Here is a 25965-nt window from a genome sequence, read left to right on the forward strand (position 1 = left end):
GCCCGGCGCTCCTGCGCGGTGCGGTTGAAGCCTTCACCGGGAGACGGCTCCCGGCAGTGGGGGTGCCGTGGAACGGTAGGTGTGGCCTGTCGGGGTGGTCGTGCGGACGGTGTGGCGTTGGCCGGGCGTGTTGACGGTGCGGGCCTTCCAGCCCGGTGCTTCCTTGGCCTGGTTGCACGCTTCGCAGAGGCCCTGCCCGTTTGCGTAGCTCGTTGGTCCCGCTTCAGCGTGTGGACGGATGTGGTCGACATGCCGGATCGGTGCGTCACACCACGGTGTCCGGCAGGTCTGATCTCGGGTGCGGATCAGCCGGGCCAGTCCGGGCGGGAAACAGCGGGCTCTGGAATCCATGGCGACAAGCTCTCCCGTCGCAGGGGCAAGGTACAGCCGGCGCAGAGTTAGAGGGGCTTGATCATGCGCGGGGTGCGTGCTGACGTCTGGGTGGGGACGGGGTGGGAGCTCGTCAGTCGGAGGGTCCTGACCGTGCCCGTCAAGAGCATTGGTGATGAGATCTCTGGCCCAACCTCCGGGAACGACGCCGTACCCGGGGAAATAGGCCGGCTCGTCCTGCAGTAGTGTCGTCGCTGCCGTCCCGGGAAGGCTGCTGGCGGTGCCGGCGGTGCCGGGCACATTGGCTTTGGGACCCTCGGCCTCCGGCACACAGGTATCACCATCGCAGACATCACCCTCACAGGCATTGTCCTCGAAGGCACCGCCCTCGAAAGCACTGCTGACGTCATGGGAGGCTCTGGTGAAGAGGGTCCGGTCGGTGATCACGAGCTGGACCTCGACCGGTACCTGGGATGCGGTTGCTTGCCCGGTGATCCGTTCGACCAGGGTGTCGGCCATGATCTGTCCCCGGCCGCGTTCGTCTCCTGAGGAACGCAGGGAGTCAGCGGCCCGGGATAAGGCGGTGAATACTGCTACGCCCTGGGCGACGGGCAGCAGCCCGGTGAGGTAGGACATGGTGTCCGGGGCTGGACGGCAGGAAACGTATCTGTCGGCGACGGCTTTGGCATGCCGGCGGACCTGAGAGGCTGGATCAATGGCTTGGGTGTGGGTTCGGATCCTGGCGATGAGTTTGCGGTCCCCGATTCCTTCCAGTGCGGCGGGGTTGCCGCAGACCAGGGCGTCGACCCGGCGTCGGTCTTCCACGTCGAGGCAGGCGGTTTCCCGGACCAGGAGGGTGGCTCGCCATTCGCTGAGTACTCCGGTGGATAGGGTATGGAGGGTGTGGGGCATTTCGTGGACCAGGGCTTTGCCGAGTCCGAGGTGCCTCCTTCCGCGGTGGGGTGAGTCCCGGCGGGCCAGTGCGATCTGGGCTCCTACTCCACGGCCGAGTTGGGCGGCGGGTAGCCCGGCCTGGGTCTGGGCCTGGCGTTGGGAGGCATCAAATGCTGCCGCTGCCCGGGCCTGCGCTGCAGCGGCCGCGGCTTTCAGCTCCTCTAGAACCCGGATCAGGTCAACCAGGACGCGGTCGGCCAGGCTGCGGTGGTCAGTCAGGTTACGGTCGGCCAAGTTACGGTTGGCTAGATCACCGTTGATCAGGTTGCCGCCGGTCACGTCGGTATCCGGGCGCTCCCCATCAGTACCGTGCTCCTGCAATCGGGTGATCCACTGGCCGACGTCGGAAACCAGTGCCTGAACCACGAGACCTGCAGGGTTTGCAGGCGGAAGGGACGGTTTGCTGGGACGGTTGTGCGATTCTGCCCGCGGATCAGCTGATGTCGTTTGTACAACGCTCAGTTGGCCGGAAGGGGTCCGGCTGCCCGGATGCCTCGAGGCGTTCCTGGGCTTGGCTGTGACCTCGTCTGCAGCCGTGCCCCTGCGAGCGCTGCGGCGTAGATCCGCTTCCATTTCCAACATGGACACAGACTAAAATCCGCCCCGCAAGCCTAGGCCAGAGATGGGCAGAAATGTGGACAAACCTCGCTGTCTCCGGTGGAAAGCCGCAGCTGTGCAGGAGATGAGGGGAGAGGGCAGCAGAAATAGTTACGCTGCAACCCGACGCACGCAGGGTCAGTTCGCCTTCGGCTAGGCTCCGCAGCTCGCTGTGTTTCCGCCCGATCGCTCCGCCTGCTGCAGCGCCGGCTGCTCGGCCCGTTGCCGCCGCTGCCTGCAGAGCTTTTGGCCCGGCCAATAGATGCCAGTTTCCTTGGCCGCCTTCCCTCCGCAATGCCATGCCATCCCGCCCGGTGCAGTGACGTCCGATCGATCCCGTTAGCCGCCGTACCGGCTCCGCCGCTCCAGCGTCGTGCCGCGGCGCTGGCTCCGCCGCTCCAGCGTCGTGCCGCCTCGCCGGCTCCGCCGTTCCGACTCCGTCACCGACGCCCGCGCTGCTTGCCGCCGCGCCGTTTCCGCCGCCGCGCCGCTGCCTGCCGTTCCCGCGCTGCTTGCCGCCGCGCCGCTGCCTGCCGCCGCGCCGCCGCCTGCCGCCGCACTGTTTCCACCGCCCACACCCACCGCCGCCCACCACTGACCGACGAATCAGCCGGCCCACAACGCGAACCATGTTAGCGACCGGGGCCTGACCGGGCAGTACAGACCGGCGAAAAGACCTCATGGGCTCGTAACGGTGCGGGATCACCACCAAACCTCCGAGGCCATCACCCTGTTCATGCGGAACTAACCTGGTGCCGTAGTACGCCTGCGCTTAAACAGCCAGGAAATCCTCCAGCAGAACCACCTCGAGTCCGGCGGCAAGGTGCGCCTGGCGGAAGGCGTTCAGGTCGGCGGCGAACTCGGGCCGGAAATGCATCAGCACGATGTCGCCGGGCCGAAGCGCGCTGCCCACCTGATAGTCCATTCCTCCGGCATTGGCCTTGGCCTCCCACGTAACGATCGCCCGCAGGCCTGCCGCCGCCACGGCCTGCTGCATCGCAGGAGAGTAGGCACCTCCCGGCGGGCGGAACAGGGTGGGCAGCCGTCCGTAGTGCTGCTGGGCGAAATCCTGCATCCCGGAGATTTCTGCCAGCTGCTGGGAGTAGCCAAGTTGCCGCACCATGTTGATGTTGTGGCTGAGAGTATGGTTCTCGATCAGGCTGCCCTGGGCAAGGAACTGGTCAAAATAGGCCGGGTCCGCCTGCACGAATGTCTGTGACAGGAAAATGGAGGCCAGGTAACCGTACTCGGCCATCAAGGCCACCATCTCCGGGGTCCGGTGGGCGCCGTCGTCAATGGTTAGGAAAACCACCGGGTGACTGGTGGGAATCCGGGTGATGACCGGCGCCAAACCATTGGTGACCGGCGGGAGCACATAATCCGGTACAAAAACGGGCCGCGCAGGCGGCGAGGGGGACGGCTCAGGAGCCGACGCCGACGGCGCCCCGGTCGCCTGAGCCTGCGGTGGCTTGGAAGCGGACGGCGAATTGGAAGGCAGTGGTGACCTTGAGACCGGCGGTGAGGTGTGGGCGGGTTCTGCGGCGCCGCGTGCACACGCCGCCGCGCCCAGCACCGCAGCGGCACCGAGTGCCGCCAGGGCAGTCCGCCGGCTGGGGGAGGAAGCGGAGGAGGGTGTCACTTTGGGTATGGGCACCCCTACACGGTAGGGAATCAGCCGGGTTTCCACACGGGCCGGGCCGGTATTTGATCCGGTCTGGCGGCAAAGACACTCCCGGGACCCGTGTCACCTATCCTGATCCAACGGACCTGCCCGCCCGGGAGAGAAGGAAAAATGATCACCAGTGCTGGAATCCTGCTCTACCGGTTGGCCCGGAGCGGGGAGCGCGAGGTGTGGATCGCACACATGGGCGGGCCGTTCTGGGCCGGAAAAGACGAGCACGCGTGGTCCATTCCCAAGGGCGAATACGGCCCGGACGAGGACCCGTACATTGCTGCCCTGCGGGAGTTCGAGGAAGAAATGGGAAGTCCGGCCCCGCCAGCTGATTACAGACTGCTGGGCGAGTTCCGGCAATCCTCCCGAAAAACCATCACTGTCTTCTGCGCCGAGTCGGACTTCCTGCCGGAACAGATCGTGAGCAACACCTTTTCCCTGGAATGGCCTCCGCATTCGGGCCGGTTTCAGGAAGTTCCGGAGATTGACGACGCCGGCTGGTTCAGTGTGGGCGCGGCCCGCACCAAGCTGGTCAAAGGGCAGCTGCAGGTGCTCGATGCCCTGGAGACTTCCTGATCGGCGAGCTGTGCCGCATGCACAGCTCGCTCTGCTGACCGCGTGCCCAGCCTTGGCCCTGGGCCGTACCCGAACGACGACCGGCGCCCGGCGAGGACGACGGGCAATCCAGCCCAGCTGCAGGCGGCGGCAACACGGCTTCCCACTGTATGGCTACTCCTGTGGCCAATGAGGTCACACCAGCCCCTACGAAAAGCTAACCTCCACCGGAACCCCGAGGAACCGGCCGTACTCCTTGCCTGCTCTCCGGATGCCAGGCAGGGCACGTTCAGGGAGCGGAGCAAAGGGACGGACAGTGAGGACCGTACTCTTCGCTGACGACTTTCGGGACCACAGGCCGGCGATGCGGCCGTCGAGCACCAGGGTGGGTTTGAAGATGCCGTTGCCGCCCGGGACGGTCAGCTGCGCATGTTCGGCGGCCAGGGCCGCGCTGCGGTCCGTGTAGCCGAGAAGGTACTCGTCGAATCCCGGCAGCAGCGCCACGGACCTGGTCCTGGCAGCAGGACCGGCGTTCCGCGCCGCGGTGCCCTCGGTTCCGCCCGCCGCGCTGGCCGCACCACCCGCACCGCCCGCCGCCGCTGCCGCACCGCCCGCACCGCCTGCCGCTGCCGCCGCGCTGGCCGCTCCGCCCGCACCACCCGCTCCACCAGCACCACCGTCCCACACCCTCCAGTGCTGGACGCCGCTATAGTCCACTTCCTCCAGCTCAGCTGCCGCCTCGGCCAGACCGGCACGGACATCGGCCAGTGGCAGTTTGGACCACCAGGCGATGTCCTGGACTGTGGCCGGGGCGCGGCCGGCAAGATAACGGCGTACAAGTTCCGCCAGGGATGCCATCCGGTCCAGCCGCCGTGGCTGCGGAACCCACTCGTCCAGCAGCACAAACAGCTGTTCCGACCCCCGCATCGGTCCCAGAACGGTGGTACCGCTTACGGACAGATGCCACAGCAGGTGATAGCCGCGCTGTCCGTCGGTTCGGATACCGGAGGCTTCGAAACGCGTCAGTAGTTCGCTGCGGCCCAGCTGCCTGCCGCCGGAGAGGGCATCCTCGGCCACTGACCGGGCCTTTTCGAGAGTCTGTTCATCGAGTTCGAGTTCCTCCCGGCGCCGGGCAGCCGAGCGCAGGACCCGCTCGGACGTCAGCGCGAGGGTCCAGTGCACATCCTCGCCGCGCAGTACATGCAGCGTCCCGCGGAAAGGCCAGCTCCGCACCAGCGTGCCGGCGTCGAACGCTGCGGTCACTTCGGCGAGAGTGCTCCCGGAACGCAGCCCGAGGGACCATAACGCTCCCGGCAGGTCCTGCCCCTGCAGGGCAAAAAGCCGGTCCACTGCCCCCGGGGCGCCGCCGGCAATCGTCACCGAGGTGGTTAGGCCATGGCTTCTCAACCGCCGTTTCAACAGCTCGGTGCGTCCCATGCTGTTCTTTTCCGGCATACCGTCAGACTCCCGCCTGCCGGGAACAGGATGTTCCGCAGCAGCCAAAGTCTAGGACAGCCGGAGCGCACCGGGCATTAGGCAGGCGGCCGCGGCGTGAGTTCAAGCATGTGGGCCTCCACATGGTCCAAGGCGAGCCGCACGGCGCCGGTGGGGACCAGCATTTCGCCCAGCCCGGAGACGGCGATGCGCGGCGGGTCCGGCACGTACCGGCCAAGTTCTTCGGTGATCACCGGCAGCAAAGCGGTGGCTGAGGCGGCAACGGCACCACCCAGCACGATCAGCCGCGGGTCAAAGAAGGTGGAGACCAGGGCCAGAACGCGGGCCATGCGCCGGGCAATCCGGTCCAGGATCCCGGCGGCCACAGCGTCACCGGCGGCTGCGGCTTCGAAGACGTAACGGGCTGAGGCGCGGTCGGTTCCGGGCCCCACGAGTTCCCGGATCAGGCCGTTGTGTCCGGCCTCCAGGGCTGCGCTGCCCCACAGACGAGCCAGCTTGGCAATGCCGTCCTGGTTTCCGACGCCGTCCACCAGTTCCAGCCCGCCCATCGCACCGGCTCGGCCCCGGGCGCCGTGCAGCAGACGGCCCGATTCGATCACACCGGTGCCCAGGCGTTCGCCCGCCAGGATCACGGCGAGGTCGGATTCATTGGTGCCCGCACCGCGCCACCGTTCGGCCAGTGCGGCCAGCTTCGCATCGTTTTCCACGAGAACCGGCCAGCCAGCATCGCCGAAGCCCTTCGCCAGTCCAAGGTCGAACATCGGGGCAAGCTCCTCGCCGGGAGCGATCGTTCCCTGACCGGTGACCTGAGCGGCAATGCCCATGGCCGCACACAGCACGGACGACGGCGTGATCCCGGCATCCGTCATCGCCTCCGACGCGGCTGCCAGAACGGCGGCCCGCCGCTGCTCCGGGGTGCCGCCGTGCCGGGGGAACCGTACTTCTGTCTGTCCCACCACGGTACCGGCGAGGTCGGCGGCCAGCACGCGGACGGTGGCCAGGCCGACGTCGAGCCCCAGGACATAGCCTGCCCTGGCATTGAACTCGAACCGTCTGGCCGGGCGGCCCTTCTGTCCGGCAGTCCGGGGAGACTCCTGCTCGCGGGCCCAGCCGCGGCGGATCAGGTCATCGCAGACGGCGATCACCGTGGCGCGGGTGAGGCCGGTGGCCTCGATCAGATCGGATCCGGTCACGGACGGAACCGAACGCAGCACATCAAGGACGGTGCGCAGGTTGGTGCGGCGCAGCAGCTGGGGTGTGCTGGCGGAGGAGTCCATTGAGGGTGCCCTTTTGACGTGTGGCGGTTCTAACAGCATAATTGTACTAGTTCATATATTTAGTGCCTAAATAAATCACTGGATGTATTGATGAAACTTAGTCGAGTGCCTGAGGAGGCCCAAGTGACGATTCGTGTCGGCATCAATGGTTTTGGCCGTATTGGCCGCAATTTCCTCCGCGCCGCCCTGCAGAACGGAAGCGGCTTCGAGGTCGTGGCCGTGAATGATCTGGGCGACCCGAAGCAGCTGGCCCACCTGCTGAAGTACGATTCTGTTGCCGGACGCCTGTCCGAGTCCGTCTCCGTCGACGACGGCAACCTGGTGGTGGGGGCGAAGACCATCAAGGTCCTCGCCGAGCGTGATCCCTCCAACCTGCCCTGGGGCGAGCTGGGTGTTGACATTGTGATTGAGTCCACCGGCTTCTTCACCAACGCCGACGACGCCAAGAAGCACATCGCAGCCGGTGCCCGGAAGGTGCTGATCTCCGCACCTGCCAAGGGTGAGGACTTCACCGTGGTGATGGGTGTCAATGACGGCGATTACGACGCCGAGCAGCACAACATCATCTCCAACGCCTCCTGCACCACCAACTGCCTGGCGCCGATGGCCGATGTCCTGAACAAGGCATTCGGCATCGAAAAGGGCCTGATGACCACGATCCACGCCTACACTGCAGACCAGAACCTGCAGGACGGCCCGCACAAGGATCTGCGCCGTGCCCGCGCCGCCGCACTGAACATGGTGCCGACCTCCACCGGTGCCGCCAAGGCCATCGGCCTGGTCCTGCCGGAGCTGAAGGGCAAGCTGGACGGTTACGCCATGCGTGTTCCGGTACCCACCGGTTCCGCCACTGACCTGACCGTGACCGTGAGCAAGGAAACCACCGTCGAGGAAGTCAACGCCGCGTTCCGCGCCGCTGCCGCCACCGACGAGTGGTCCGGCATCCTGACCTACACCGAGGATCCGATCGTCTCCTCCGACATCGTGGGCGATCCGGCTTCCTGCATCCTGGACTCCGGCCTGACGAAGGTTATGGGCAACGAGGTCAAGATCGTGGGCTGGTACGACAACGAGTGGGGCTACTCCAACCGCCTGGTGGATCTGACCAGCCTGGTCGCTTCCAAGCTCAGCTAGAGTTTCCCTAACGGCAGACGGCGCCCCCCCCCCCCCCGCCCGGACCCGCAAGGTCCGGGCGGCGCCGTCGTCGTATTCAGGAAGGGCTCAGCTGGAAGCTGCGGTGCCTGCACCGTTATCCGGCCCCTCGGTGAAGTACGCCGCGATGCCCTCGGCTTCCTGCTTGATTGTCTCCGCCGGGACAAGGTCCGAGGCCTGTTCGGTCAGAAGCGAAGCCCATCGGTCGAGGATTTCCTGGGCCTGGCCTGAGCTGTACAGCTCGCTTCGAAGGGTCATCAGCGCTTCCTGGTAGCGTGCCTCAAAACCGGCGTCGGCGTGGAACCGGGTGGTCAGCGGATTGTCCGACGAGCCTGGAATGCCCGGGCCTCCGGCCGGGCCGCCGCCGGCGTCGCCTCCCTGGGGCCGTTCCATGCCCTTCGGCGGTTCCATTCCCTCGGGAATCTCCATGCCTTCCGGCGGCTCCATCCCTTCGGGCGGTTCCATTCCTTCCGGGATTTCCATGCCGTCGGGGTCGCCGGGCATCTCTGCGCCCCCGCCGCCCATGGTTCCAAAGGCGAGATTCAGGTCCCACGTGACCACAGTCATCAGTCCGGTTTCGGAATCGTAGCGCAGGTAGGAGTTGTTGCCCGGACCATCGATGTCGTCCATGTTGCCCATGAGTTCCTGGGCCGCCAGGTAGCGGGCAAAGGCATCAACATCCAGATACTCGCCCAGGTGGGCACTGAAGTCCTCATCGGAGGAATTGTTGACGAAGTCCAGGAACGTGATCAGCGGTTCCAGATCCTCGTCACCGCCGGCCTTCTGCTCGAAGGCATCTGCATAGGCTTCGGGGTCCGTTCCGCGATAGCTGTAATCACCGGTGCTCTCAGCCTTGAAGATGCTGCCGCTGTCGCCGAACGTCTCCTCGTTCCAGAGCTCATCGTCCGGGGATTCGAGGACCAGCCGCAGCTGCTCGGCGCTTCCATTGACGCTGAACCTGGTTGCGGAGGCTTCCAAGGTGGCAAGGCCGGCTGCACCGACGAGCTCCACGGCCAGCGCCTCGTTCAGGGAAGTTTCCGAGTTGTTTCCGCGGACCACCAGATCCGTGCGGCCCTGATACTCCTGGCCGTCCACAAACTTATCGGTGCGGATAAGCCAGGGCAGAGTTTCCGGTGACTCAGTGGTGCCGTTGCCGTCGCCGCCCGTCTGCTGTCCCGCGGTTTTGCCGTCCGGTGCGGAGTCTTGTGCCCCGTCCCGGCCGCCGAGCCCCTTCAGGCTGGAGTTGCCCTTGAGCCGCAGCCCAACATTATTCAAAACGGTGCCGTCGATCGTAACTGTGGCGGAAATCCACTCCTTGTCACCTGAATCACTGTAGGCGGCAAGCATGCCCTGGTAGTCCTGATCGCTGAATTCCACGCTGATGTTGTGCACCAGGGAATCATCGAAGAACGCAATAGCCGTGTCTTCTGCAGTAGTAGTCCCGGTGTCGGTGAGATTCCCGCATCCGGCCAAGGCAAGTGCTGCGCTCAGGATCAGTGCGGTCAGTGAAGCATGCGGCCGGCGGAGGGCCCGCACTGGTCTATTTCCAGGGTTGTTCGGTTGATTCAAGGGATCAGTTCTCCTTTTGGGAAGATGGTGGCAGGCCGGCACGCTTGCGGAGCCGTCAGGCGTGGTCCTCTGGACGCAGCGTGAAACCGCTCGTCAGCGTGCGGTGCCAGCGGTTGGAGGGGAGGCCGGGATGCAGTGCCGCAAGCCCGGTCGCGAACTTGGAGATCCGGCACGGGCGTACCCCGTGTGCCCAGAGGTGGCGGTCGAGCGCCCCGGCTGTTGAGCCGGATTTTGTCTCCACTATGACTTTGCGGTCGAGGGTCCAGCCGCGGGTCCCGGGGAGGCGCCAGGTGACGTCCGTATCGATGGTGGCGCGGCTGGCGGAGCCGGGCAGGTAAAGGGTGGTCCGGGCATAGCCGGTTTCGAGCACCGGGCCCAGCAGTGTGAGATCGGGCAGAGTGCCGAACGCACCCAAGGTTTCCGAAATATATTCCAGACCTTCAGCTGTGAGCCGGTCCCGGTCCGCAGGGCAGTAGGGGATCCGGTCCTTGACGGTTGCTGACCTGGCGCCTTCGGTCTTTACCTCCAGGAAGCTCAGTGCGCTTTCCAGGTAGGTGCGGGTGCGGATCTTGTAACGCCGGCGCCGTCCATGAGCGGCCAGCAGGTAGCTCTCCCGAGCAGGGGTGTCGAAGTAGACCGAGTCATAGGTGAAGGAACGCAGGCCGGCCATCTCCAGGACCAGTGCCCGGGCCGGCAGTGAGGACAGGATTCTCTCCGCCGTTACGGAGTCCACCAGATATTTGCGGTCCACCCGTGTCTGCAGGGCTGCGGAGGCATTCAGTTCCTCGAGGCTGATCCCCGGCAGCAGGTCCGCGAAGGTCAGCGTTTCACCTGGCCGGTGGAAGGTTCCGGCGCTCATACCGTGCGGGGAGGAAACGCCGGATCCTGGACCGGGTGCATGGCCGTTTCGGTTTCGGCGGGCATACCGCTCCGGCCGGAGAGGACGCCCCGGCCGGGCAGGCCGGATCCCGGATGGGTGGAGTAGCGGACGTTGACGATCGTCTTGTCGTTGACCAGATCCAGCTCCAGGACTGTGGCGGAATGCACCTCGCCGCCCAGTACCTCCTGGAGCCTGCGGTGGAGCTCATCTTCGCGGCTGACAGCCTGGTCCAGGACAACCTTTTGGTGACGGTAGGCGGGAAGCACCCGTGGATGGTCACCCACAAACATCACTGCCAGAATCAGGCAGATGAGAGCCGGAGCGAGCCATGCCGGGGTGCTGCCAATTCCGGAGATCAGCCCGACCGCAAGTGCGGAAAAGTAGTAGGCCACTTCGTGCTGTTCCAGCTCCGTGGAGCGGAGCCGGATGATGGAAAGCACACCAAACAGGCCCAGGCCCAGGCCAGCCGTAGCGGCAGAACCGCTGAGCACGGAGGCCACGGCGAACACACCAACGTTGATGCCCAGATAGGAGACGGCCAGGTCTCTCCGGCGGTGCCGGCGCAGGTACAGGCCGAACGTCAGCAGGAAAATGGCGGCAAGATCTGCCGCCGCCATGGTCACAATAGTCATGCGGTGTTCTCCGAAAAGTTCAAGGTGGGGGAGATGCCATCGTTGCAAACCATGCTGTGCTCAGGCTGTGCCGGGGTTTAACCGCAGCTTGAGGTGCGGCCGGCCCTACCTGACCTGCCGGCGGGCACCTTTCCGGGCCCGCCTGCGGTGGGCATAAATCCTGGCCCGGTCGCTGGACAGGGCCAGGAGGATCAGGACGTCGAGGGCGTACGCTGGGCGCTCACCCTGCAGGGTGCCGGGACCGCCGCTGACGAAGGAGATGCCCTGCAGCAGGATGGAGACCGTGCTGAAGGCCATGGCTGTCAACCTGGCCCAGTTGCTTCCGCGGAGGATCAGCACGGCCAGGGCTGCTTCAATGCAGGCAAAGAGCACCAAAGCCGTGCCGATGGGAACGTAGGCTTCGGTGGCATCCAATACCTGCTGGTCCTGCCCCATTAGGTCGCCTATCCAGGTGCCCTCAGCCGAGCCGCTCAGCAGCAGACCGGAGACTGCGAGTGCTGCGATCATCCGGAGCAGCACCAGGGCGGATCCCACAATTGTGGGCGCGGGCAGCCGGTCGCGGCTGTCCGCCGGGGCCGTCACGGGTTCAGCCGGCCTGGGCAGGGCGCGCAGGTCCACGATCGGGAGATCGCCGTCGGTCTGAATTGTGTCTCCGCCGCCGTTGCGGGAGTGATAACCGGTGGAGTAGTCCTTGATCACATGCACGGACGCTGCCGGTGACGTCCGGGTCACGGTATCGAGGACGTGGTCCCGTTCCTGGTCCACATTGGGACTGATCCGGTGGGTGACCTGAAGCGTGAAGTAGGAAAGTCCGACGGCGCGGTCATAGGAGGCGGCAGCGAGCCAGTCCACGGCGATGCCGCCGGGCAGCATCCATCCCTGCGGGCACTTCCAGAAGCGGATGTGGTGCCGCCGGCCGGGGGTGCCGTCCACTTCCTGCTGGTAGGCGAAGTCCTCCTGCCGGTCGAACAGCAGCAGGGGACTGACGGGCGCGGCGTCGTAGCTTCGGCGAAGCACAGTGGAGGTGATGATGCGCCAGCTGCTGGCCAGGTTAACCGGATCTGCCTCGGTCCACCCGGCCCGGACCATGGCATCACGCAGCTGGTCGGTTTCGCCCAGGAACGCCAGATTTACCGGGTCGCCGAAGAGGCCGTCACTGGTCCGGGTACGGCCCATGAAGTAGTTGGGAACATAGATCCGGGTCAGGATCCGGTGCAGGCGGGGCAGCACCAAATAGGCGAGGGCGGCCCAGAAAACAATCAGGAACCAGATGCGCTGCCAGCTCAGGCTCTCATCTAGGAGCTGGAAGGCGAACCAGACGGCCGCGATTCCGCCGAAAACAAAGAACGCCCAATCCAGGACGGTGGCCGAAACCGGCGGGTCGGCGTCGTTGTCCGCGGGTGCTGTACCGCTCTGCGTCATAGGCACACAGTCACCTCCCGCGGGGAGGGGAGTCAACCCTGGCCGGGCCTATTGGCCGATTCCCACCAGTCCCACCCTGAAACGCCGCTTTCTGCTTAGGCGGGCAGGAAGATGCCGGACAGGAATTCATCCAATTCCGTGTAGGCATCCAGCGGCAGCACGTGGGCGACGTACTGGTCCGGGCGCACCAGGACGAGTGCTCCCTGCGCGCGGTCGATGCCACGGGCGTCGAAGATGTCCTCCGACTTCGGATCCGGAGTGAACATCTTCTCGTAGTCGACAAGCCCGAACGGGCCCTTCCGCGGCAGCAGGGAGGCAGGCATCTCGTTCAGCATCAGGTCCCGGTGGTGCTGCTGGAACACGGCCCGGACATCAAACACGGCGTCCGGGTCGGCGGCTTGCGGCGTAAACCGGCGGATGGGAGAGTCCGCTGATTCCAAGTGCCGGCAAAGTGCTGCGAGCCGGGAACCGGATTCCGTGGGGGCCGCGGCGTCGGCAAAGGCATACAGCCGCCAGCGTCCGTCGGCCTCCGCCGTGTGCCCGAGGCCGAGCGGTTTGGCATCGGCCAGCCGGAGCACCGGTGCCGAGTAGAACCGCTCGCCAACCGGGAAGCCCTTGGCCAGGTGCTCGTGGGTGTCGATCCCGGTGATCAGGTTCGGTGGATAGTCGGTGGCGAATCCCGCCGTGAACCGTCCTGCTTCCACAAACTGCCGTTCCACTTCCGCCGGGTCCACACCGTCCTGGTCGGGCGCGTCCGGATCCTTGGGCTTCGAGCTCATGGTCTTGGACCAGCGGGTGTCGAAGTCGATGAGTTCCTGGGCGATGGCCTGGCGTTCACCGGTGTAGGTGTCCAGCAGGCTGGCCGGGCTGCGGCCTTCCAGGACGGCAGCGAGTTTCCAGCCGAGGTTGAAGCCGTCCTGCATGGACACGTTCATGCCCTGGCCGGCTTTCGCGCTGTGCGTGTGGCAGGCATCCCCGGCAATAAAGACCCGCGGACTGCGGCTGCCGCGCTCAGCGGCGGGAACGTCGTCGAACCGGTCCGCGACCCGCTGGCCAACCTCATACACCGACCACCAGGCGACGTCCTTAACATCCAGGGTGTAGGGGTGCAGCACGTTCTGCGCGGTCTGGATGATGTGGTCCACGGTGAACCGGCTGCGGGCCTGGCGGTCCGCCGGGTCCAGGTCGCCCAGGTCCACGTAGAAGCGGGTCAGGTAGCCGCCCTCCCGTGGGATCAGCAGGATATTGCCGCCGCCGGCGGACTGGATCGCGGCCTTTAGCCGAATATCGGGGAAGTCGGTGACCGCCAGGACGTCCATAACGCCCCAGGCGTGGTTGCGGGCATCACCGGAGAGCTCGACGCCGATCGACTTCCGGACGGCGCTGCGGGCGCCGTCGCAGCCCACCACGTACTTGGCCTTTACCATGAGGGGAGCTCCGCCGTCGTCCCCGTTTTCAGTGGTCCGCTGCAGGGTAGCCGTGACCGGGTACTCGCCGCTGTCCGCCATCGCAACGCTGACGGCTTCCAGCCCGTAGTCCGGAACCAGCCGGCTGGGGGAGTTACGCATCCGTTCCAGCAGGAAGTCCTGCATCCGGGCCTGGTTCACGATGACGTGCGGATACTCGGACAAGCCGTCGGCCACGTCCTGCACCCGGCCGCTGCGGACAATACTGCTGCGGTCAGTGGCACCGGGCCGCCAGAAGGAGGTCTCATTGACCCAGTAGGCTTCCCGGAGCAGCCGCTCGGCGAGGCCGAACGCGTTGAACATTTCCACCGTGCGGCAGGCGACGCCGTCCGCCTGGCCCTTCTCCAGCGCCCCGCTGCGGCGTTCCACGATGCGGGTGGTGATGCCGGGGAACTCGGCCAGCTGGGCAGCAAGGACCAGGCCGGCCGGGCCGGTGCCTACGATCAGGACATCAACTTCGGCGGGCAACTCGGCGGCATGCTCACGGCCGGGTGCTGCCGGTCGGATGTCGGGATCGCCGGGGCGGTAGCCGTCGGAATAGAACTGCACTGTTGCTCCTGCTGGTCGGCGGGTCCGTCCTTGGACCCGGGTCTTGGAAGCGCCGCGCAGGCGCTCCAACAACCCTAGTGATCCAGCCGACATTTCCGGCAGAAGATTCCGCAGAGCAGAATGCAGCTACAGGCGTCCCTGCGTTTCCAGCTCCAGGCGCAGGGCAGCGCAGCAGGTCAGGAGCGCCTCCACAGCGGCCGGGTCCTGGATCTGCCGGGCCCGGGACAGGGGTGCGCTGATGGACAGTGCCAGGGCCGCCGGCCGGTTTCCGGACGCCAGCGGGGCGCCGACCGCCGCGAGGTCCGGTTCGGTCCGGCCGAGGTTGACGGCGAAGCCGCGGCTGCGGACGTCCCTGAGTTCTGCCTGCAGCTCCTGCATTTCGGCTGCCGTGAGGGCGGAGCCGCCATGCGGGGGCTGGCGGGCGCACACCGCGGAGACCATCTCATCCGGAAGCGTGGAAAGGATGGCTTTCCCGGCGGCGGAGACATGGGCCGGGAGGATAGTTCCTGCGCGGTTGCCGACCCGCAGCAGCTGCGGACCTTCGACAGTCGCCAGGTAACGTGCCGTGGCACCGACCCGTTCCACCAGGTTCACGGTTTCCTGGACCCTGGCGGCCAGTGCCTCCAGATGCGGCCGGGCCGCAGCGACCAGGGCCCGCTCCGCTCCGACGGCAGGTTCGGGGTGAAGGGCCGGTCCGGCGCAGTACCGGTGCTGATCGTCCTGCAGCGCGAATCCCCGGTAGACGAGCGTGGACATCAACCGGTGTGCGGTGGAAGGTGCGACGCCGAGGGCCTTTGCTGCCTGCCCGATGCGCAGCCACTCGGTTTCCTGCAGAAGGAGGATCAGCTGCAGCGCCCTGTCCACGGAGTCGACGGCGTAGCCGGGCTTCTTGACGATCCGCATGTTCTGCACAGCAGAATCATAGCCCCTGGGTCCGACAGGGGGCTTCGCACTGCCGCGTGTGCGCTTCCTTACTTAATTAGTTGTCTGAAGCAACTAGTTTATATAGTTGACCTAAATCAACTACCAAGCAGGAGCCAGATGCCGCCCGCAGAACCCACCCCGGCGAAAACGCCGAAAAAGAACTCCCCAGCAAAAGCGCCCAAGCGCACCGTCTCGCCCGACGGCACCATGACGAAACGTCAGGTGCTGGAAGCCCTCTCGGGGCTGCTGATGGGCATGTTCGTTTCGATTCTCGCCGGAACCGTGGTTTCCACGTCGCTTCCGCTGATCATCTCGGACCTCAATGGCGACCAGGCCGCCTACACCTGGGTGGTAACGAGCACACTGCTCGCGACCACCGTGTCCACGCCGCTGTGGGGCAAGTTCGCCGACCTCTTTAACCGCAAGCTGCTGATCCAGCTTGCGCTCGGGGTTTTTGTGCTCGGCTCCGCCCTGGCCGGGTTCTCCCAGGACACCGGCACGCTGATTGTGTTCCGCGTGCTTCAGGGCCTCGGCGCCGGCGGTATGGCAGCACTGAGCCAGATCATCATGGCGGACATCATCAGCCCGCGTGACCGCGGTAAGTATGCCGGCCTGTTTGGTGCGGTGATGGCCGTCGGAACCGTCGGCGGACCGCTCCTTGGCGGCGTCGTCACTGATGCCATTGGCTGGCGCTGGAACTTCTTTATCGCCCTGCCGGTCGCCATCGCGGCGATCACCCTGCTGCAGCTGACGCTTCACCTGCCCAAACACCCCAAGCGCAAGGTCCACATCGACTACCTGGGTGCTGTCCTGATCGCCGGCGGCGTATCGCTGCTGATGATCTGGGTGACGCTGGCAGGAAACCAGTTCGGCTGGGCCTCCCTGGCCTCGTTCCTGATGGTCGCCGCTTCCGCAGTGCTGCTTATTGCCGCCGTGCTGGTGGAATTCAAGTCCCCGGAACCGATCATCCCGCTGTCCATGTTCAAGAACCGCACCTTCACGCTCGCCGTCGTGGCCAGCATCTCCGTTGGTGTCTCCATGTTCGGCACGTCAGTGTTCCTGGCCCAGTACATGCAGCTTGCCCGTGGCGCCACCCCGACCCAGTCCGGCCTGCTGACCATTCCGATGATGGCCGGTCTGCTGATCGCTTCAACACTGTTTGGTACGGTCATCAGCCGCACCGGCAAGTGGAAGGCCATCATGGTCTCCGGCGCCGTCCTGACGGTGGTCGGAACCGCACTGCTGAGTACCCTGGATTACCAGACCAACCTGGTGCTGGTGGGCATCTACATGGCCGTCCTGGGGGCCGGCCTGGGCATGCTGATGCAGAACCTGGTGCTGGTGGTCCAGAACTCGATCGAGGTCAAAAACCTCGGCGTGGCTACCAGCTCCGTGACGTTCTTCCGCAGCCTTGGCGGCACCGTGGGTGTCTCGGTCCTCGGTTCGGTCCTCGGCACCATCGTGTCCTCCCAGATCAAGGACGGCATCGGCGGCCTGTCTCCCGCCGATCAGGCAGCCGCAGCCGCGGCCCTGGGCAGCGGAACGATCCCCAAGGTCTCCGAACTGCCGGGAGCCATCGCGGCCCTGGTGGAAAGCGCCTATGGCGTGGGTGTCGGCTCGGTGTTCCTGTACAGTGTGCCGCTGGCCATCGTCACTCTGATCGGCGTCATCTTCCTGCCGAACGCCCAGCTTGGCCGGCAGAACGCCGTGCAGCTGAAGAACGCTGCTGCCGCGGCTCCGGCTGCGGCGGGCGCCGGTGCTGCTGCCGCTGAATCTCCGGCACCGTCCCAGGACGGGCATTCGGAGACGGAAGAGGCGCTGCCGGAAGGGTTTGCGCTGAGTGCCGCTGCCACGGGTTCCGTGGCCATGGTGGACCCGAACTCGCCGGTGAATCCGGCGCATGGGGAGCCGGGAGCAAAGTGAGTCAGCTCGAGCTGACCCGGGAGCAGGCGCTGCAGGAGGTCGAGGACAGTCTGCGGCGGCTCACCGAGCTGGTGCGGGCGCGGATGCGCGCGGCGGCAAAGGATGTAGATCCGTGCCTCTCCCTGTTCGGACTGAAGATGCTGCAGCTGCTCAAGGGCGTGGGTCCGCTGCACCCGGGAGCGGCTGCCGAGATGCTGATGGTGGATAAGAGTGTCATCAGCCGTCAGTCCCGTCAGCTCGAGGAGCTGGGTCTGATCGAGGTGCAGCCGGACCCCCAGGACGGACGTGCCCGGCTGCTGGTGCTGACGCCGGCTGCGAAGGAACGGGTCACTGCCGTCCGGACCGGGATCATGCTGGACCCCCGGGTGCTGGGCTCCTGGACGGTCGAGGAGCTGCACGAGTTCGCCGGATATCTCACCCGGCTCGGCCGCAGCGGGGAACCGGCGGCCGCGGCCGCGGGCGTGTCCGCGCTGGCGGAGGTGCGCTAAGCGCCTACCCGGACCACGCACGGTCCACACTGGATGGCAACAGGCCGGTACCCTCGGGTGCCGGCCTGTTGGCGTCCCAGGACCTGGCACGACGTGGCCGGGGCGTTTCCAGGGTCAGGGAGAGTCGCACACCCAAGAGTTGCGGCCCATCCCTATCTGGCACATGAATTCGGGGTCGTTCACCCCTCCTTCACCCAAAGCGAAAGAGAAACCGACTACCAGGAACGCCACAGATATGGCCATAATGAGCCAAAATCGTTTCCAATTGATGTGGCAACCTCCTTGATGCTGACTGTTAAATCAAAAACGCATTGCCAGCCGTCTTCGGCTCGTGGGGCACTGGGCCTACTGGCCTTTTCCCTTGTGGTTTCGCCGATAGACGGATCTGACGCCATAGATGATCAATAGGGTGCCAGGGATGCCGACCAAGCGTGAGCCTTCAGGAACAATAAGCCAGATCAGAACCGTGGCTACGACAGAGCAAACAAACGCGATAGCAATCTTTCTGAGAAGCCTCACTTCTTCCTCCGCTTCACTATTGTCTGTGAGGACGTCTGCCGCGATGCCAAGGGCCACATCAATTGCACATCCTCCTACAGTGATACGGCGAGGCCTTCAGCCGCTCGATGACGGGCAGTCTCTGGGCATCGTTTCGGCCGTAGGTGAGCTGAATGCTACCCCAACGGTGCCGACTGTCAGCCGGCGGTGAACCGGTAGCCTCCGGGCGTCGTAGGTATAGGTGTAGGTCGCCGGTGTGGGGCCGCCCTCCTCAAGTCCCACCTCTATCCGGGCCAGAACGGCATCAGGTCCCGGTCGAGGTAGCGAGCCGGAGTCGCAATCCAGTGGGCATCAGGCCCACGAGGCGGCGCATCATCCGGTTCGGGGCGCCGGAAACGATGCTGACCGGTACGCGTCGCCGGTCAAGAGCCGACATCGCCTCGGCTACCACCTGTGCTGGGGTCTGGAAGCGGGCGCCCGTGGTACTTGTACCGCTGCGCGCGAAGAACTCCGAGCTGGTCGGCCCGGGCGATACGACCATCACCCGCAACGACGAGTCGCGGAGCTCGTGTGAGAGCGCTTCGGTAAAGCGGATAACAAACGACTTCGCAGCTGCGTGCTATCCATAGACTCATCGTTTAAGAATCGTGGGGGTATTTATGCGTGTAGATGGATTCGGTATCTTCGTCGTCCTCTTCATCATGTGGGTCGTGGTGCCGGCGGTTATTGGCTTCATCCTGTACCTGATCGTCCGCCTCGGGGTGAAGCACGGGCTGCGGTCTTACGACTCCGACAAGAGCAGGAGCAAGCCTCCTGCCATGTAGGTTTTCAAATACAAGCCCTGAACCACCACGGTGCTTTCGCGGCGCGCGCTTCATCGCGCGAGGGAGTCAGTACAAGCTGACGAAGCTGCGGTTAGTATTCAAGATTCGCGACGCGCTGTGGGTTTTCGCGCTGAGGGAACCGTAAACGGAACGCTAGGCGGCGTCATCCCTCGAGGCTAAGCGTCGCGCCGGGGGACCGGCTTGAGAGTCTGTTGCGAGTCCCGAGGGCTCCAAGCTGTCATAAACAGCAGGCTGGAAGCGGACAGACCCGGCAGCGGGAGTTGCGATTCCTTGATTCCAGATACCGCTGCAGTCGGACCCAGTTCTCATTCCATCCTCCGTTCGGGGCACGGATAAGTGGTGCAACTCTTTGCGGGGTGGGTTCCGGGTGTCGCGGTGGGGAGCCCCTGCACGGCAACCAGTCGACTCTCAGGAACAGGTCTTGAGGAACCCTGTGGCACCTGGGCGGGCCTGGAACGTGACGACGTGGCCGTCGTCGTCCCGGAAAACGGCTTGTGATCCGGACACGGCCACAGTGCCCGCCTGATAGGGGTTCCCCCACCCCGGAGGGGGATTGCCTTGGCCATCATCCAGGGGTGTCTCCGCAATGAAGAACGTGTCATCGACGCGCAGTTCCTCGATGCCACAGTGTGTGTAAAGCATGATTGGTTTGCCCGAAGTCTCTTGGACCGGCGCATCGGCGGACGCTTGGGTCTCGGGCATTGGTGGGCCTGAGCACGCGCAAAGGACGGCCAGCAGCGTAACGGTCAACAATGAGATCCTCATGTTTGTGTCCATGCGACGCCCCCAATCTCGGGTCAGGCTCACAGAATAGGTGCTGACAATACTGGCCGCCATCTTGAGCAGGCTGGGAAGCCATGTTGCGTCCGTCAGGTGGCCGGCTTGTCCATGCCAGCACCAGGGACTGGGGCGTCTGGACCACGCTCAAAGCAGACTTGGTGGCTGCGGTCCTGAAAAGCGCCGGCAAACCTGACTAACACTGTCCAGTTGTCCCGCGCGGGGATTCCCTTCGCGCGTTCATGGGGAGCTTTGGGCGTCCTTTCCGTCGGTCAGAGCGCAATTCGAACCATCCACGATGAGCCCCATGGCAGGTTGATCCGGAGTGAGTTCAGCCTCGACCGTGCACAGAGGGTCCGCGCTGATGGACACCCACCCCAATGGGATATCTGCGCGTGAGAGGCTTTCGCCAGCACGCATAGCCGCTGAGAAAATCAGTGCGCCGTCCGGCCCGACGACGCGGACCTCATACTTGCCGCCCTGCACGGCGGGCACAATGGGTCGAATCTCGACAGCGACGCTTCCGGGTTCGAGCCCAGGTGCGCAGCCACTCAAGAAGCCGGTAGCTACGAGTGCGACTAAGCAGGCTGCTAAGCGTTTAGTCTCCATTGCCTCACTTTCCAGTAGTTGCTGCAGCGCTGGGCCGGAGCGCGCGCTGCGTGTATCGATGAGTCTGCCTGCAGCTAATGGCGCCGGGTCAGCTGCAGTCCGAGTCGGAGTAGACCTCAATAAGGCGGGTCGGAGCGTCCGGGTAGCCGGCGGCGTCCAGTTCAGACCGCACGTCCGCCCGGACTGCTTCAACGTAGGCGTAGCTTTCTAACCGGTGGTTAGGGATTTCCTTGTCGCCCGACTGGGACTCCAAGATGGTGGCTTTCCATTCCTCCAGCTCGGCCGGGGATACAACGGAATTGGTGAGGGCGTGGCTGGCCACGGAGGATGCCTCATCTGGCACTTCGTCGGCAAGCGGTTCGAGCCACCATCGAGCTGAACACTCGCGGCCTTGGACGGTGAAGTTCTCCTCCCGGTCGGGTGCGCCGTAAGCGGCTCCACAGGCTGACACCAGGAACATAACCGAGCAGGCCGCGATCCACCTCAACGCTAATTTCCCCATGCGGTGACTGTACCCGCACTGTTCTTATGAAACAGTGATAATCGCGGTACCACCCCTTCCAGGGGCGACCCAGCGGCACAACGACCACCGGCAGATACATACGGTCAAGTGTCCAAAACTACTTGGGTCTGCTTCGGGAGCTTTGAATCTATTGGTGGAAACGGAACCTGCATGTGAAGGTCGGGGTGGGTTTCGTCACCAGGAACTACTTGCATATCGAGTTTGAGTAGCTGAGCGATCGTTTTTGACCGATTATTGCGGGACGAAAAACACTTTAAGTAATGCTTATTTGTTCCTTGACAAAGCAGTTGCCGCACGGAAGTGTCAGGCGCATCGTATTGTCAATTGTTCTCCGATTTTGGGGGTCAGTGGAACCGGTTCGGAAGGACTACACATGTGGGGATCCAGCCATTGGATGCACTTCGGGCTTGGTGAGACCGTAGCCCGTCGAAGACAGAACACGGATTCGGACGGCGGCACTTATGCCACTGAAAAGCCCGATGATTGGAAAGCTGCGGACGGAATATTGCCATCGATACCCGAAAAACCGAAAGTGGAGGAAGAAAACAGCACTTCTCCAGGCAAGAAGTGATGGCAATTTGATGTGCGGATCTCCCGTTTGAGAATGCGTGCACCCAGAACCGCAGGAAGGTCAGGAACCAGGCGTGGGGCCGCTTGGGTCGGCTCGGCCGCCGGGCTTTGAGGTCTTCCTGCGGCCGCGCGCCGAAAGGAAAGAAAAGGCCGTACTCAGAATGAAGAATTCGCTGACATAACCCATGGGGCTGGCGGGCAGGGGAGCGAACTGGTGGTAAAGCACCAGCGCCGAGACCATGAGGATGGCGGGCTGCGCACGGCGGATCCATTCGGCGGGGATTTCACGCGGCCAGGGATAAAAGCCTTCTTCGGCTGCAGCGTCGGCGCGGGAGGGCAACATGTACCCATCCTGCCAGAACCCTCAGCAGAAGTGTGGCGGCACAGCGGGGCCGCCTCCCGTGTCAGCGTCGGCTGCCGGTTTCGGCACCGGTGTGCGATGCCAGCCGGGCGAAAGGACCGTTCCCGCTTCGAAGCTCTGCCGGTGTGCCTCGCTCGACGATGCGTCCGCCGTCGAGCACCACCACCTGATCCGCGTTCTCCACGGTGGACAGCCGGTGCGCGATGGTCAGGGTGGTCCGCCCCGCGGAGAGCTGTTCCAGTGCCAGCTGCACCTGCGCCTCGGTGGTGTTGTCCAGGGCGGAGGTGGCCTCGTCCAGGACCAGCACCGGCGGGTTCCGCAGGATGGTCCGGGCGATCGCCAGCCGCTGCTGCTCACCGCCAGAGAAGCGGTGCCCGCGCGCACCAACCAGCGTGTCCAGACCCTCGGGCAGGGCGCCGATGGTGCCGGCGATCTGCGCGGCGGACAGTGCGTCCCAAAGCTCGGTATCGGATGCTTCCGGTGCAGCCAGCAGCAGGTTCTCGCGGACCGAGGCGTGGATCAGGTAAGTTTCCTGCGACACAACCCCCACTATCCGGGCCAGATCCTCTGGGGACAGGTCCTTAACGTTGATGCCGTCAATCGTGATCCGGCCACCGGATGCTTCGTTCAGGCGCGGTACCAGTGAGGCCAGCGTGCTTTTGCCCGAGCCGGTGGGGCCGACGACGGCGGTGGTGGACCCGGCGGGCAGCGTCAGGGAGATGCCGTGCAGGACGTCAGTGCCGCCGTCGTAGGAAAAGCGGACGTCCTCGAACCGGACGTCACCGCGCAGCCGGGAAGCATCCAGCCGGACCGGATTGGCGGGCGCCTTAATCTGCGGATCCAGGTCCAGGTACTCGAAAATCCGGCTGAAGAACGCCAGGGCGGTGACCCACTGGACGCCGATGTCCAGGAGCCCCATCACCGGGCGGAAAATTGTGGCCTGCAGACCGGTGAACGCGACCAGGGTGCCGATCGTCATGCCGCCGCTGGTCGCAGGGAATCCGGCAGCCAGGTAAATAACAGCCGGAATGGCCGCGAAAACCACCTGCATGGTGGCCATCCGCCAGCGGCCGGCGAGCTGGCTGCGCAGCTCCAGGCCCACCAGGTTTTCCGACCGCGCGGTGAACCGCTCCGCGTCGCGCGGAATGGTGCCCAGCGTTTTGGCCAGGCGGATGCCGGAGACGGACAAGCCTTCCTCGACCTGGGTGTGGAGTGCCGCGAGCTCGCGCTGGCGTTCGTCGGTGACCGTGCGGCGGAGCTTCGCCACCTTGCGGGAAAGCCAGATTGCCGGTGGAAGGACCACCAGGGAGATCAAACTCAGTCCGGGGGACAACGCGGCCATGGCGGCGGCGGTTGCGATCGTGGTGGTGAGGTTGGAGGCGACACCGGTCGCCGTCGTCGTCACTACCGACTGCATTCCGGAGATGTCGTGCGTCAGCCGGGACTGGACTTCGCCCCCGCGGGTGCGGGTGAAAAAGCCGAGGGACTGCGCCTGCAGGTGGGTGAAAAGCTGGACGCGGAGGGTGTGCATCACACGCTGACCCATGGCTGTGGCCAGCCAGGTCTGGACAACGCCGATGGCGGAGGTGAGCGCGGCAACGCCGACCATCGAGGCGGTGAGTATCAGCAGCAGCGTGGTGTTTCCGTGCGGCAGCGCATCGTCAATCACGGCGCGGACCAGGAAAGGCTGGGCCAGGTTGATCACCGACGCTGCACTGATCAGCAGCACGACGACGGCGATGGTCCGCTTGTGCGGGGCGAAGAGCCGGGCGATGCGGCGCAGGCTGACCGGATGGCGGCCCAGCTGTTTTTTGTCCGCGGGGTTCAGGCGGGCTGGACCGCGTCCGCCGCCACCGCCGGCCGGGCCGCCGCCTGGAACCGCTCCGGGTCCTTCGGGAATGCCGGTGCCCGGGCGTTCCCGGGTGGTGTTGTGAATGGCCAAAGATTCCTCCTCATGAATCCGGGTTTGCGCAGCAGTGCTTCGCGCCGGATATGAAGAGGTTACCTCATTATGTGGTTGCCGTGAACCATGCTCCTGTTTCCCCAGCCCGCTAATGTCAGCGGGCGGTCCGCCGTCTCAGGGGGAACCACCACCGGGATGCTGCCTGGACCGGCGCAGGTGTGCCTCGTACTCCCTGCGCCGGTCTTCAAGCTCCCGCTGGTACGCCTCCTGCTCCCAGCGCTTTTCCACTTCCGCACTGCGTTTTTCCGCGAGCCGCTGTGGCGACTGGCCCTGAGCGCGATGAATATAGGCAAAACCCAGAAGCGCTGTTCCGGACAACAGCAGAAGCAGGGAGACAGGCAACGGTGCATCGCCCTTGACCAGCCGCAGGATGCCCATGCCGATGAGCCATCCGGTCAGCGAGCCAACCATGCCCCAGGCCCACCGGGGAAGCTTGACGAATTCTCTCATCCTTTCTCCTGTCGGTATTGGGGCGCTGCCACCTCCGGCCGAAGCCATCGGTTCTCCACCGCTGGACCGCGTTGTACGGTCCTGCTGGATGCCGCGGTGGCGTTGAGTGTACGCGTCCCATATCGGGTTGCGCCCAAGAGCTGCCTCCGCCCTTTGCCGCCCTGCGCCGCCCTGCGCCGCCAGGGTCCCCGGGGTGCCCCACCTGGGTGCCCCGCGAATTGGAGGCCCGTGAAACGCCCGGGCACAATGGACAGGAAACTGACGGTTGAACCAGCGAGGAGATGCATAAGGTGTCGGTGCCGGGAAGTATGCGGGATCCGTCGACGGTCCGTAAGCCGGGTGGAACTGCTGGGAGCCGCCCCCGTCCCCGCTTCCGGTTCAACCGGGAGTCGCTGCGGGCGTCGCTGTGGTTCTGGCCGGTCCTCGCGTGCCTGGGCGCACTCCTGCTGACCCTGCTGCTCCTCCCGGTGCGGCCGGACGGCGGTCCGGGTTCCGCGGACTGGCTGTGGCCGGCCGGCGTGGACGCCGCAGCCACGCTGCTCCAAGCGGTGGCCACCAGCGTTATGACGGCCGCCACGGTGACGTTCTCCCTGACAGTGGTCGCCCTGCAGCTGGCATCCCAGCAGTTCTCGCCCCGGCTGCTGCGAGAATTTGCCCGGGATCCGCTGACCCAGGTGGTTTTGGCGGTACTGCTGGCAACGTTCGTGGTGAGCATTACGGGCCTGCGCGGTATGGATCCGGAACGCCCGGTGCCGGTGCTGGTGGTGGCCCTGGTGTATGTGCTGGGCATCGGCTGCGCTGCTGTGCTGCTCCTGTTCATCGGGCACATCACCCGTTCCCTGCGGGTGGACACCATGATGCTGACCGTTCACCAGACCTGCCTCGCCGTACTTGACGACACCTATCCGGCGTCGGAACAGGGCGAAGTCCAAACTTTCCCCGAGGCCGCCGGCGGAACTCTCGTTCCGGCTGTCCGCAGCGGGATCGTCCAGGCGGTCCACTGGCAGCCCCTGATGAGAATCCTTGAGGAACAGCGCCTGGTCCTGCGGATGCAGGTGCAGCCGGGCGACCATGTGACGGTCGGGACGCCCGTGGCCACGGTCTGGCACGACGACGGCGGCGGTGCGGTTGACCTGGCCGGGCTGCGGCAGTGCCTGGTGGACGCTTTGGAGATCGGCTACGAACGCACCCCGGAACAGGACGCTGCCCTCGGACTGCACCAGCTGACGGATATAGCCGTCAAGGCGACCTCATGGAGCATCAACGATCCGATCACTGCCGCGCATGCCATGGGCTACTGTGCCGACCTGCTGGTCGATATCCAGCGCCGCAGGCTGGGGCCGGAAGGCCATGCTGATTCCACAGGGACCGTGCGGCTGGTTACCGTGGGCCGGTTACCGGTACTTCCTGGACCTGGTCTGCGGGCCGGTCCGCAGGTTTGCGAACTCCGAGCCGATTGTCCTGACCGCGATTCTGCGGCTCCTGCGGGACTGCGCTGCGAACGCCGTTAACGAGGACCAGCGG

21 protein-coding genes are annotated in these 25965 nt (G+C 65.1%); 6 read left to right on the plus strand and 15 right to left on the minus strand.

Annotation, left to right across the window (positions count from 1 at the left end):
* Positions 1 to 33: 33 nt before the first annotated feature.
* Positions 34 to 1650, minus strand: a complete 1617-nt coding sequence (locus H9639_RS16740; RefSeq protein WP_318241941.1) for an HNH endonuclease — start codon at positions 1648 to 1650, stop codon at positions 34 to 36.
* Between the two features lie 1003 nt (positions 1651 to 2653).
* Entirely contained in the window at positions 2654 to 3535 is an 882-nt protein-coding gene (locus tag H9639_RS01465) for a polysaccharide deacetylase family protein (RefSeq protein ID WP_318241942.1), read from the minus strand.
* A gap of 138 nt (positions 3536 to 3673) precedes the next feature.
* Between H9639_RS01465 and H9639_RS01470 the strand changes: the two genes are divergently transcribed.
* Positions 3674 to 4129 (plus strand): NUDIX domain-containing protein, encoded by a 456-nt coding sequence (locus tag H9639_RS01470; protein WP_191806367.1) that lies wholly within the window; start codon positions 3674 to 3676, stop codon positions 4127 to 4129.
* A 186-nt stretch (positions 4130 to 4315) separates the two neighbouring features.
* Here H9639_RS01470 and H9639_RS01475 read toward each other — a convergent pair whose 3' ends face one another.
* Together H9639_RS01475 and H9639_RS01480 are read right to left on the minus strand one after the other, a co-directional pair.
* On the minus strand, positions 4316 to 5563 hold the full coding sequence (locus H9639_RS01475) for a winged helix DNA-binding domain-containing protein (RefSeq protein ID WP_191806368.1): 1248 nt from the start codon (positions 5561 to 5563) through the stop codon (positions 4316 to 4318).
* Between the two features lie 77 nt (positions 5564 to 5640).
* A complete protein-coding gene (locus H9639_RS01480) occupies positions 5641 to 6840 on the minus strand; it encodes an ROK family transcriptional regulator (protein ID WP_191806369.1) in 1200 nt (399 codons plus the stop codon).
* Positions 6841 to 6963: 123 nt separating this feature from the next.
* On the opposite strand from H9639_RS01480, the gene gap reads away from it, so the two are divergent.
* Entirely contained in the window at positions 6964 to 7974 is a 1011-nt protein-coding gene (gene gap, locus H9639_RS01485) for a type I glyceraldehyde-3-phosphate dehydrogenase (RefSeq protein WP_191806370.1), read from the plus strand.
* Positions 7975 to 8061: 87 nt separating this feature from the next.
* On the opposite strand, the gene H9639_RS01490 is transcribed toward gap, so the two are convergent.
* The 6 genes from H9639_RS01490 to H9639_RS01515 form a co-directional block, all read right to left on the minus strand.
* On the minus strand, positions 8062 to 9561 hold the full coding sequence (locus H9639_RS01490; RefSeq protein WP_191806371.1) for a CotH kinase family protein: 1500 nt from the start codon (positions 9559 to 9561) through the stop codon (positions 8062 to 8064).
* Positions 9562 to 9616: 55 nt separating this feature from the next.
* The gene (locus H9639_RS01495) at positions 9617 to 10420 is read right to left on the minus strand and encodes a polyphosphate polymerase domain-containing protein (protein WP_191806372.1); all 804 of its coding nucleotides are present in this window, start codon (positions 10418 to 10420) and stop codon (positions 9617 to 9619) included.
* Positions 10417 to 11073 (minus strand): DUF4956 domain-containing protein, encoded by a 657-nt coding sequence (locus tag H9639_RS01500; RefSeq protein ID WP_191806373.1) that lies wholly within the window; start codon positions 11071 to 11073, stop codon positions 10417 to 10419. Before H9639_RS01500 ends, H9639_RS01495 begins: the two co-directional genes overlap by 4 nt.
* Positions 11074 to 11178: 105 nt before the next feature.
* Complete coding sequence (locus H9639_RS01505) at positions 11179 to 12495, minus strand: LssY C-terminal domain-containing protein (RefSeq protein WP_191806854.1); 1317 nt, start codon at positions 12493 to 12495, stop codon at positions 11179 to 11181.
* A gap of 95 nt (positions 12496 to 12590) precedes the next feature.
* Complete coding sequence (locus H9639_RS01510; RefSeq protein WP_191806374.1) at positions 12591 to 14510, minus strand: FAD-binding monooxygenase; 1920 nt, start codon at positions 14508 to 14510, stop codon at positions 12591 to 12593.
* A gap of 126 nt (positions 14511 to 14636) precedes the next feature.
* Complete coding sequence (locus H9639_RS01515; RefSeq protein ID WP_225219146.1) at positions 14637 to 15413, minus strand: IclR family transcriptional regulator; 777 nt, start codon at positions 15411 to 15413, stop codon at positions 14637 to 14639.
* Between the two features lie 228 nt (positions 15414 to 15641).
* On the opposite strand from H9639_RS01515, the gene H9639_RS01520 reads away from it, so the two are divergent.
* From H9639_RS01520 to H9639_RS01530, 3 genes are all read left to right on the plus strand, one after another.
* A complete protein-coding gene (locus H9639_RS01520; RefSeq protein WP_191806855.1) occupies positions 15642 to 17357 on the plus strand; it encodes an MDR family MFS transporter in 1716 nt (571 codons plus the stop codon).
* Positions 17354 to 17845 (plus strand): MarR family winged helix-turn-helix transcriptional regulator, encoded by a 492-nt coding sequence (locus H9639_RS01525; RefSeq protein ID WP_191806376.1) that lies wholly within the window; start codon positions 17354 to 17356, stop codon positions 17843 to 17845. Before H9639_RS01520 ends, H9639_RS01525 begins: the two co-directional genes overlap by 4 nt.
* Positions 17846 to 19002: 1157 nt before the next feature.
* Positions 19003 to 19167, plus strand: coding sequence for a hypothetical protein (locus H9639_RS01530; RefSeq protein WP_191806377.1), 165 nt, complete (start codon positions 19003 to 19005; stop codon positions 19165 to 19167).
* Between the two features lie 429 nt (positions 19168 to 19596).
* Here H9639_RS01530 and H9639_RS01535 read toward each other — a convergent pair whose 3' ends face one another.
* The 5 genes from H9639_RS01535 to H9639_RS01555 form a co-directional block, all read right to left on the minus strand.
* Positions 19597 to 19890: a hypothetical protein gene (locus tag H9639_RS01535; RefSeq protein WP_191806378.1), complete on the minus strand. Its 294-nt coding sequence runs from the start codon at positions 19888 to 19890 to the stop codon at positions 19597 to 19599.
* 772 nt (positions 19891 to 20662) lie between these two features.
* Positions 20663 to 21076: a hypothetical protein gene (locus H9639_RS01540; RefSeq protein WP_191806379.1), complete on the minus strand. Its 414-nt coding sequence runs from the start codon at positions 21074 to 21076 to the stop codon at positions 20663 to 20665.
* A gap of 652 nt (positions 21077 to 21728) precedes the next feature.
* Positions 21729 to 22010: a hypothetical protein gene (locus tag H9639_RS01545; RefSeq protein WP_191806380.1), complete on the minus strand. Its 282-nt coding sequence runs from the start codon at positions 22008 to 22010 to the stop codon at positions 21729 to 21731.
* 61 nt (positions 22011 to 22071) lie between these two features.
* Positions 22072 to 23928 carry an ABC transporter ATP-binding protein gene (locus H9639_RS01550; protein WP_191806856.1) on the minus strand — a complete coding sequence of 619 codons (1857 nt, stop codon included), beginning with the start codon at positions 23926 to 23928 and terminating at the stop codon, positions 22072 to 22074.
* Between the two features lie 177 nt (positions 23929 to 24105).
* A complete protein-coding gene (locus tag H9639_RS01555; RefSeq protein WP_191806381.1) occupies positions 24106 to 24441 on the minus strand; it encodes a hypothetical protein in 336 nt (111 codons plus the stop codon).
* A gap of 281 nt (positions 24442 to 24722) precedes the next feature.
* On the opposite strand from H9639_RS01555, the gene H9639_RS01560 reads away from it, so the two are divergent.
* Complete coding sequence (locus H9639_RS01560) at positions 24723 to 25952, plus strand: DUF2254 domain-containing protein (RefSeq protein ID WP_191806382.1); 1230 nt, start codon at positions 24723 to 24725, stop codon at positions 25950 to 25952.
* The last annotated feature ends 13 nt before the right edge of the window (positions 25953 to 25965 follow it).

The organism is Arthrobacter gallicola, assembly GCF_014836775.1.
Lineage (GTDB): Bacteria > Actinomycetota > Actinomycetes > Actinomycetales > Micrococcaceae > Arthrobacter_B > Arthrobacter_B gallicola.

Bases quoted from the DNA above. Each gene is read 5' to 3' on its own strand.
- H9639_RS01530 (WP_191806377.1), top strand. From the start codon at position 19,003: ATGCGTGTAGATGGATTCGGTATCTTCGTCGTCCTCTTCATCATGTGG.
- H9639_RS01475 (WP_191806368.1), bottom strand. From the start codon at position 5,563: ATGCCGGAAAAGAACAGCATGGGACGCACCGAGCTGTTGAAACGGCGG.
- H9639_RS01535 (WP_191806378.1), bottom strand. From the start codon at position 19,890: ATGCCCGAGACCCAAGCGTCCGCCGATGCGCCGGTCCAAGAGACTTCG.
- H9639_RS01545 (WP_191806380.1), bottom strand. From the start codon at position 22,010: ATGTTGCCCTCCCGCGCCGACGCTGCAGCCGAAGAAGGCTTTTATCCC.
- H9639_RS01500 (WP_191806373.1), bottom strand. From the start codon at position 11,073: ATGACTATTGTGACCATGGCGGCGGCAGATCTTGCCGCCATTTTCCTG.
- H9639_RS01505 (WP_191806854.1), bottom strand. From the start codon at position 12,495: ATGACGCAGAGCGGTACAGCACCCGCGGACAACGACGCCGACCCGCCG.
- H9639_RS01495 (WP_191806372.1), bottom strand. From the start codon at position 10,420: ATGAGCGCCGGAACCTTCCACCGGCCAGGTGAAACGCTGACCTTCGCG.
- H9639_RS01480 (WP_191806369.1), bottom strand. From the start codon at position 6,840: ATGGACTCCTCCGCCAGCACACCCCAGCTGCTGCGCCGCACCAACCTG.
- H9639_RS01540 (WP_191806379.1), bottom strand. From the start codon at position 21,076: ATGGGGAAATTAGCGTTGAGGTGGATCGCGGCCTGCTCGGTTATGTTC.
- H9639_RS01515 (WP_225219146.1), bottom strand. From the start codon at position 15,413: ATGCGGATCGTCAAGAAGCCCGGCTACGCCGTCGACTCCGTGGACAGG.
- H9639_RS01555 (WP_191806381.1), bottom strand. From the start codon at position 24,441: ATGAGAGAATTCGTCAAGCTTCCCCGGTGGGCCTGGGGCATGGTTGGC.
- H9639_RS01520 (WP_191806855.1), top strand. From the start codon at position 15,642: ATGACGAAACGTCAGGTGCTGGAAGCCCTCTCGGGGCTGCTGATGGGC.
- H9639_RS01560 (WP_191806382.1), top strand. From the start codon at position 24,723: ATGCATAAGGTGTCGGTGCCGGGAAGTATGCGGGATCCGTCGACGGTC.
- H9639_RS01470 (WP_191806367.1), top strand. From the start codon at position 3,674: ATGATCACCAGTGCTGGAATCCTGCTCTACCGGTTGGCCCGGAGCGGG.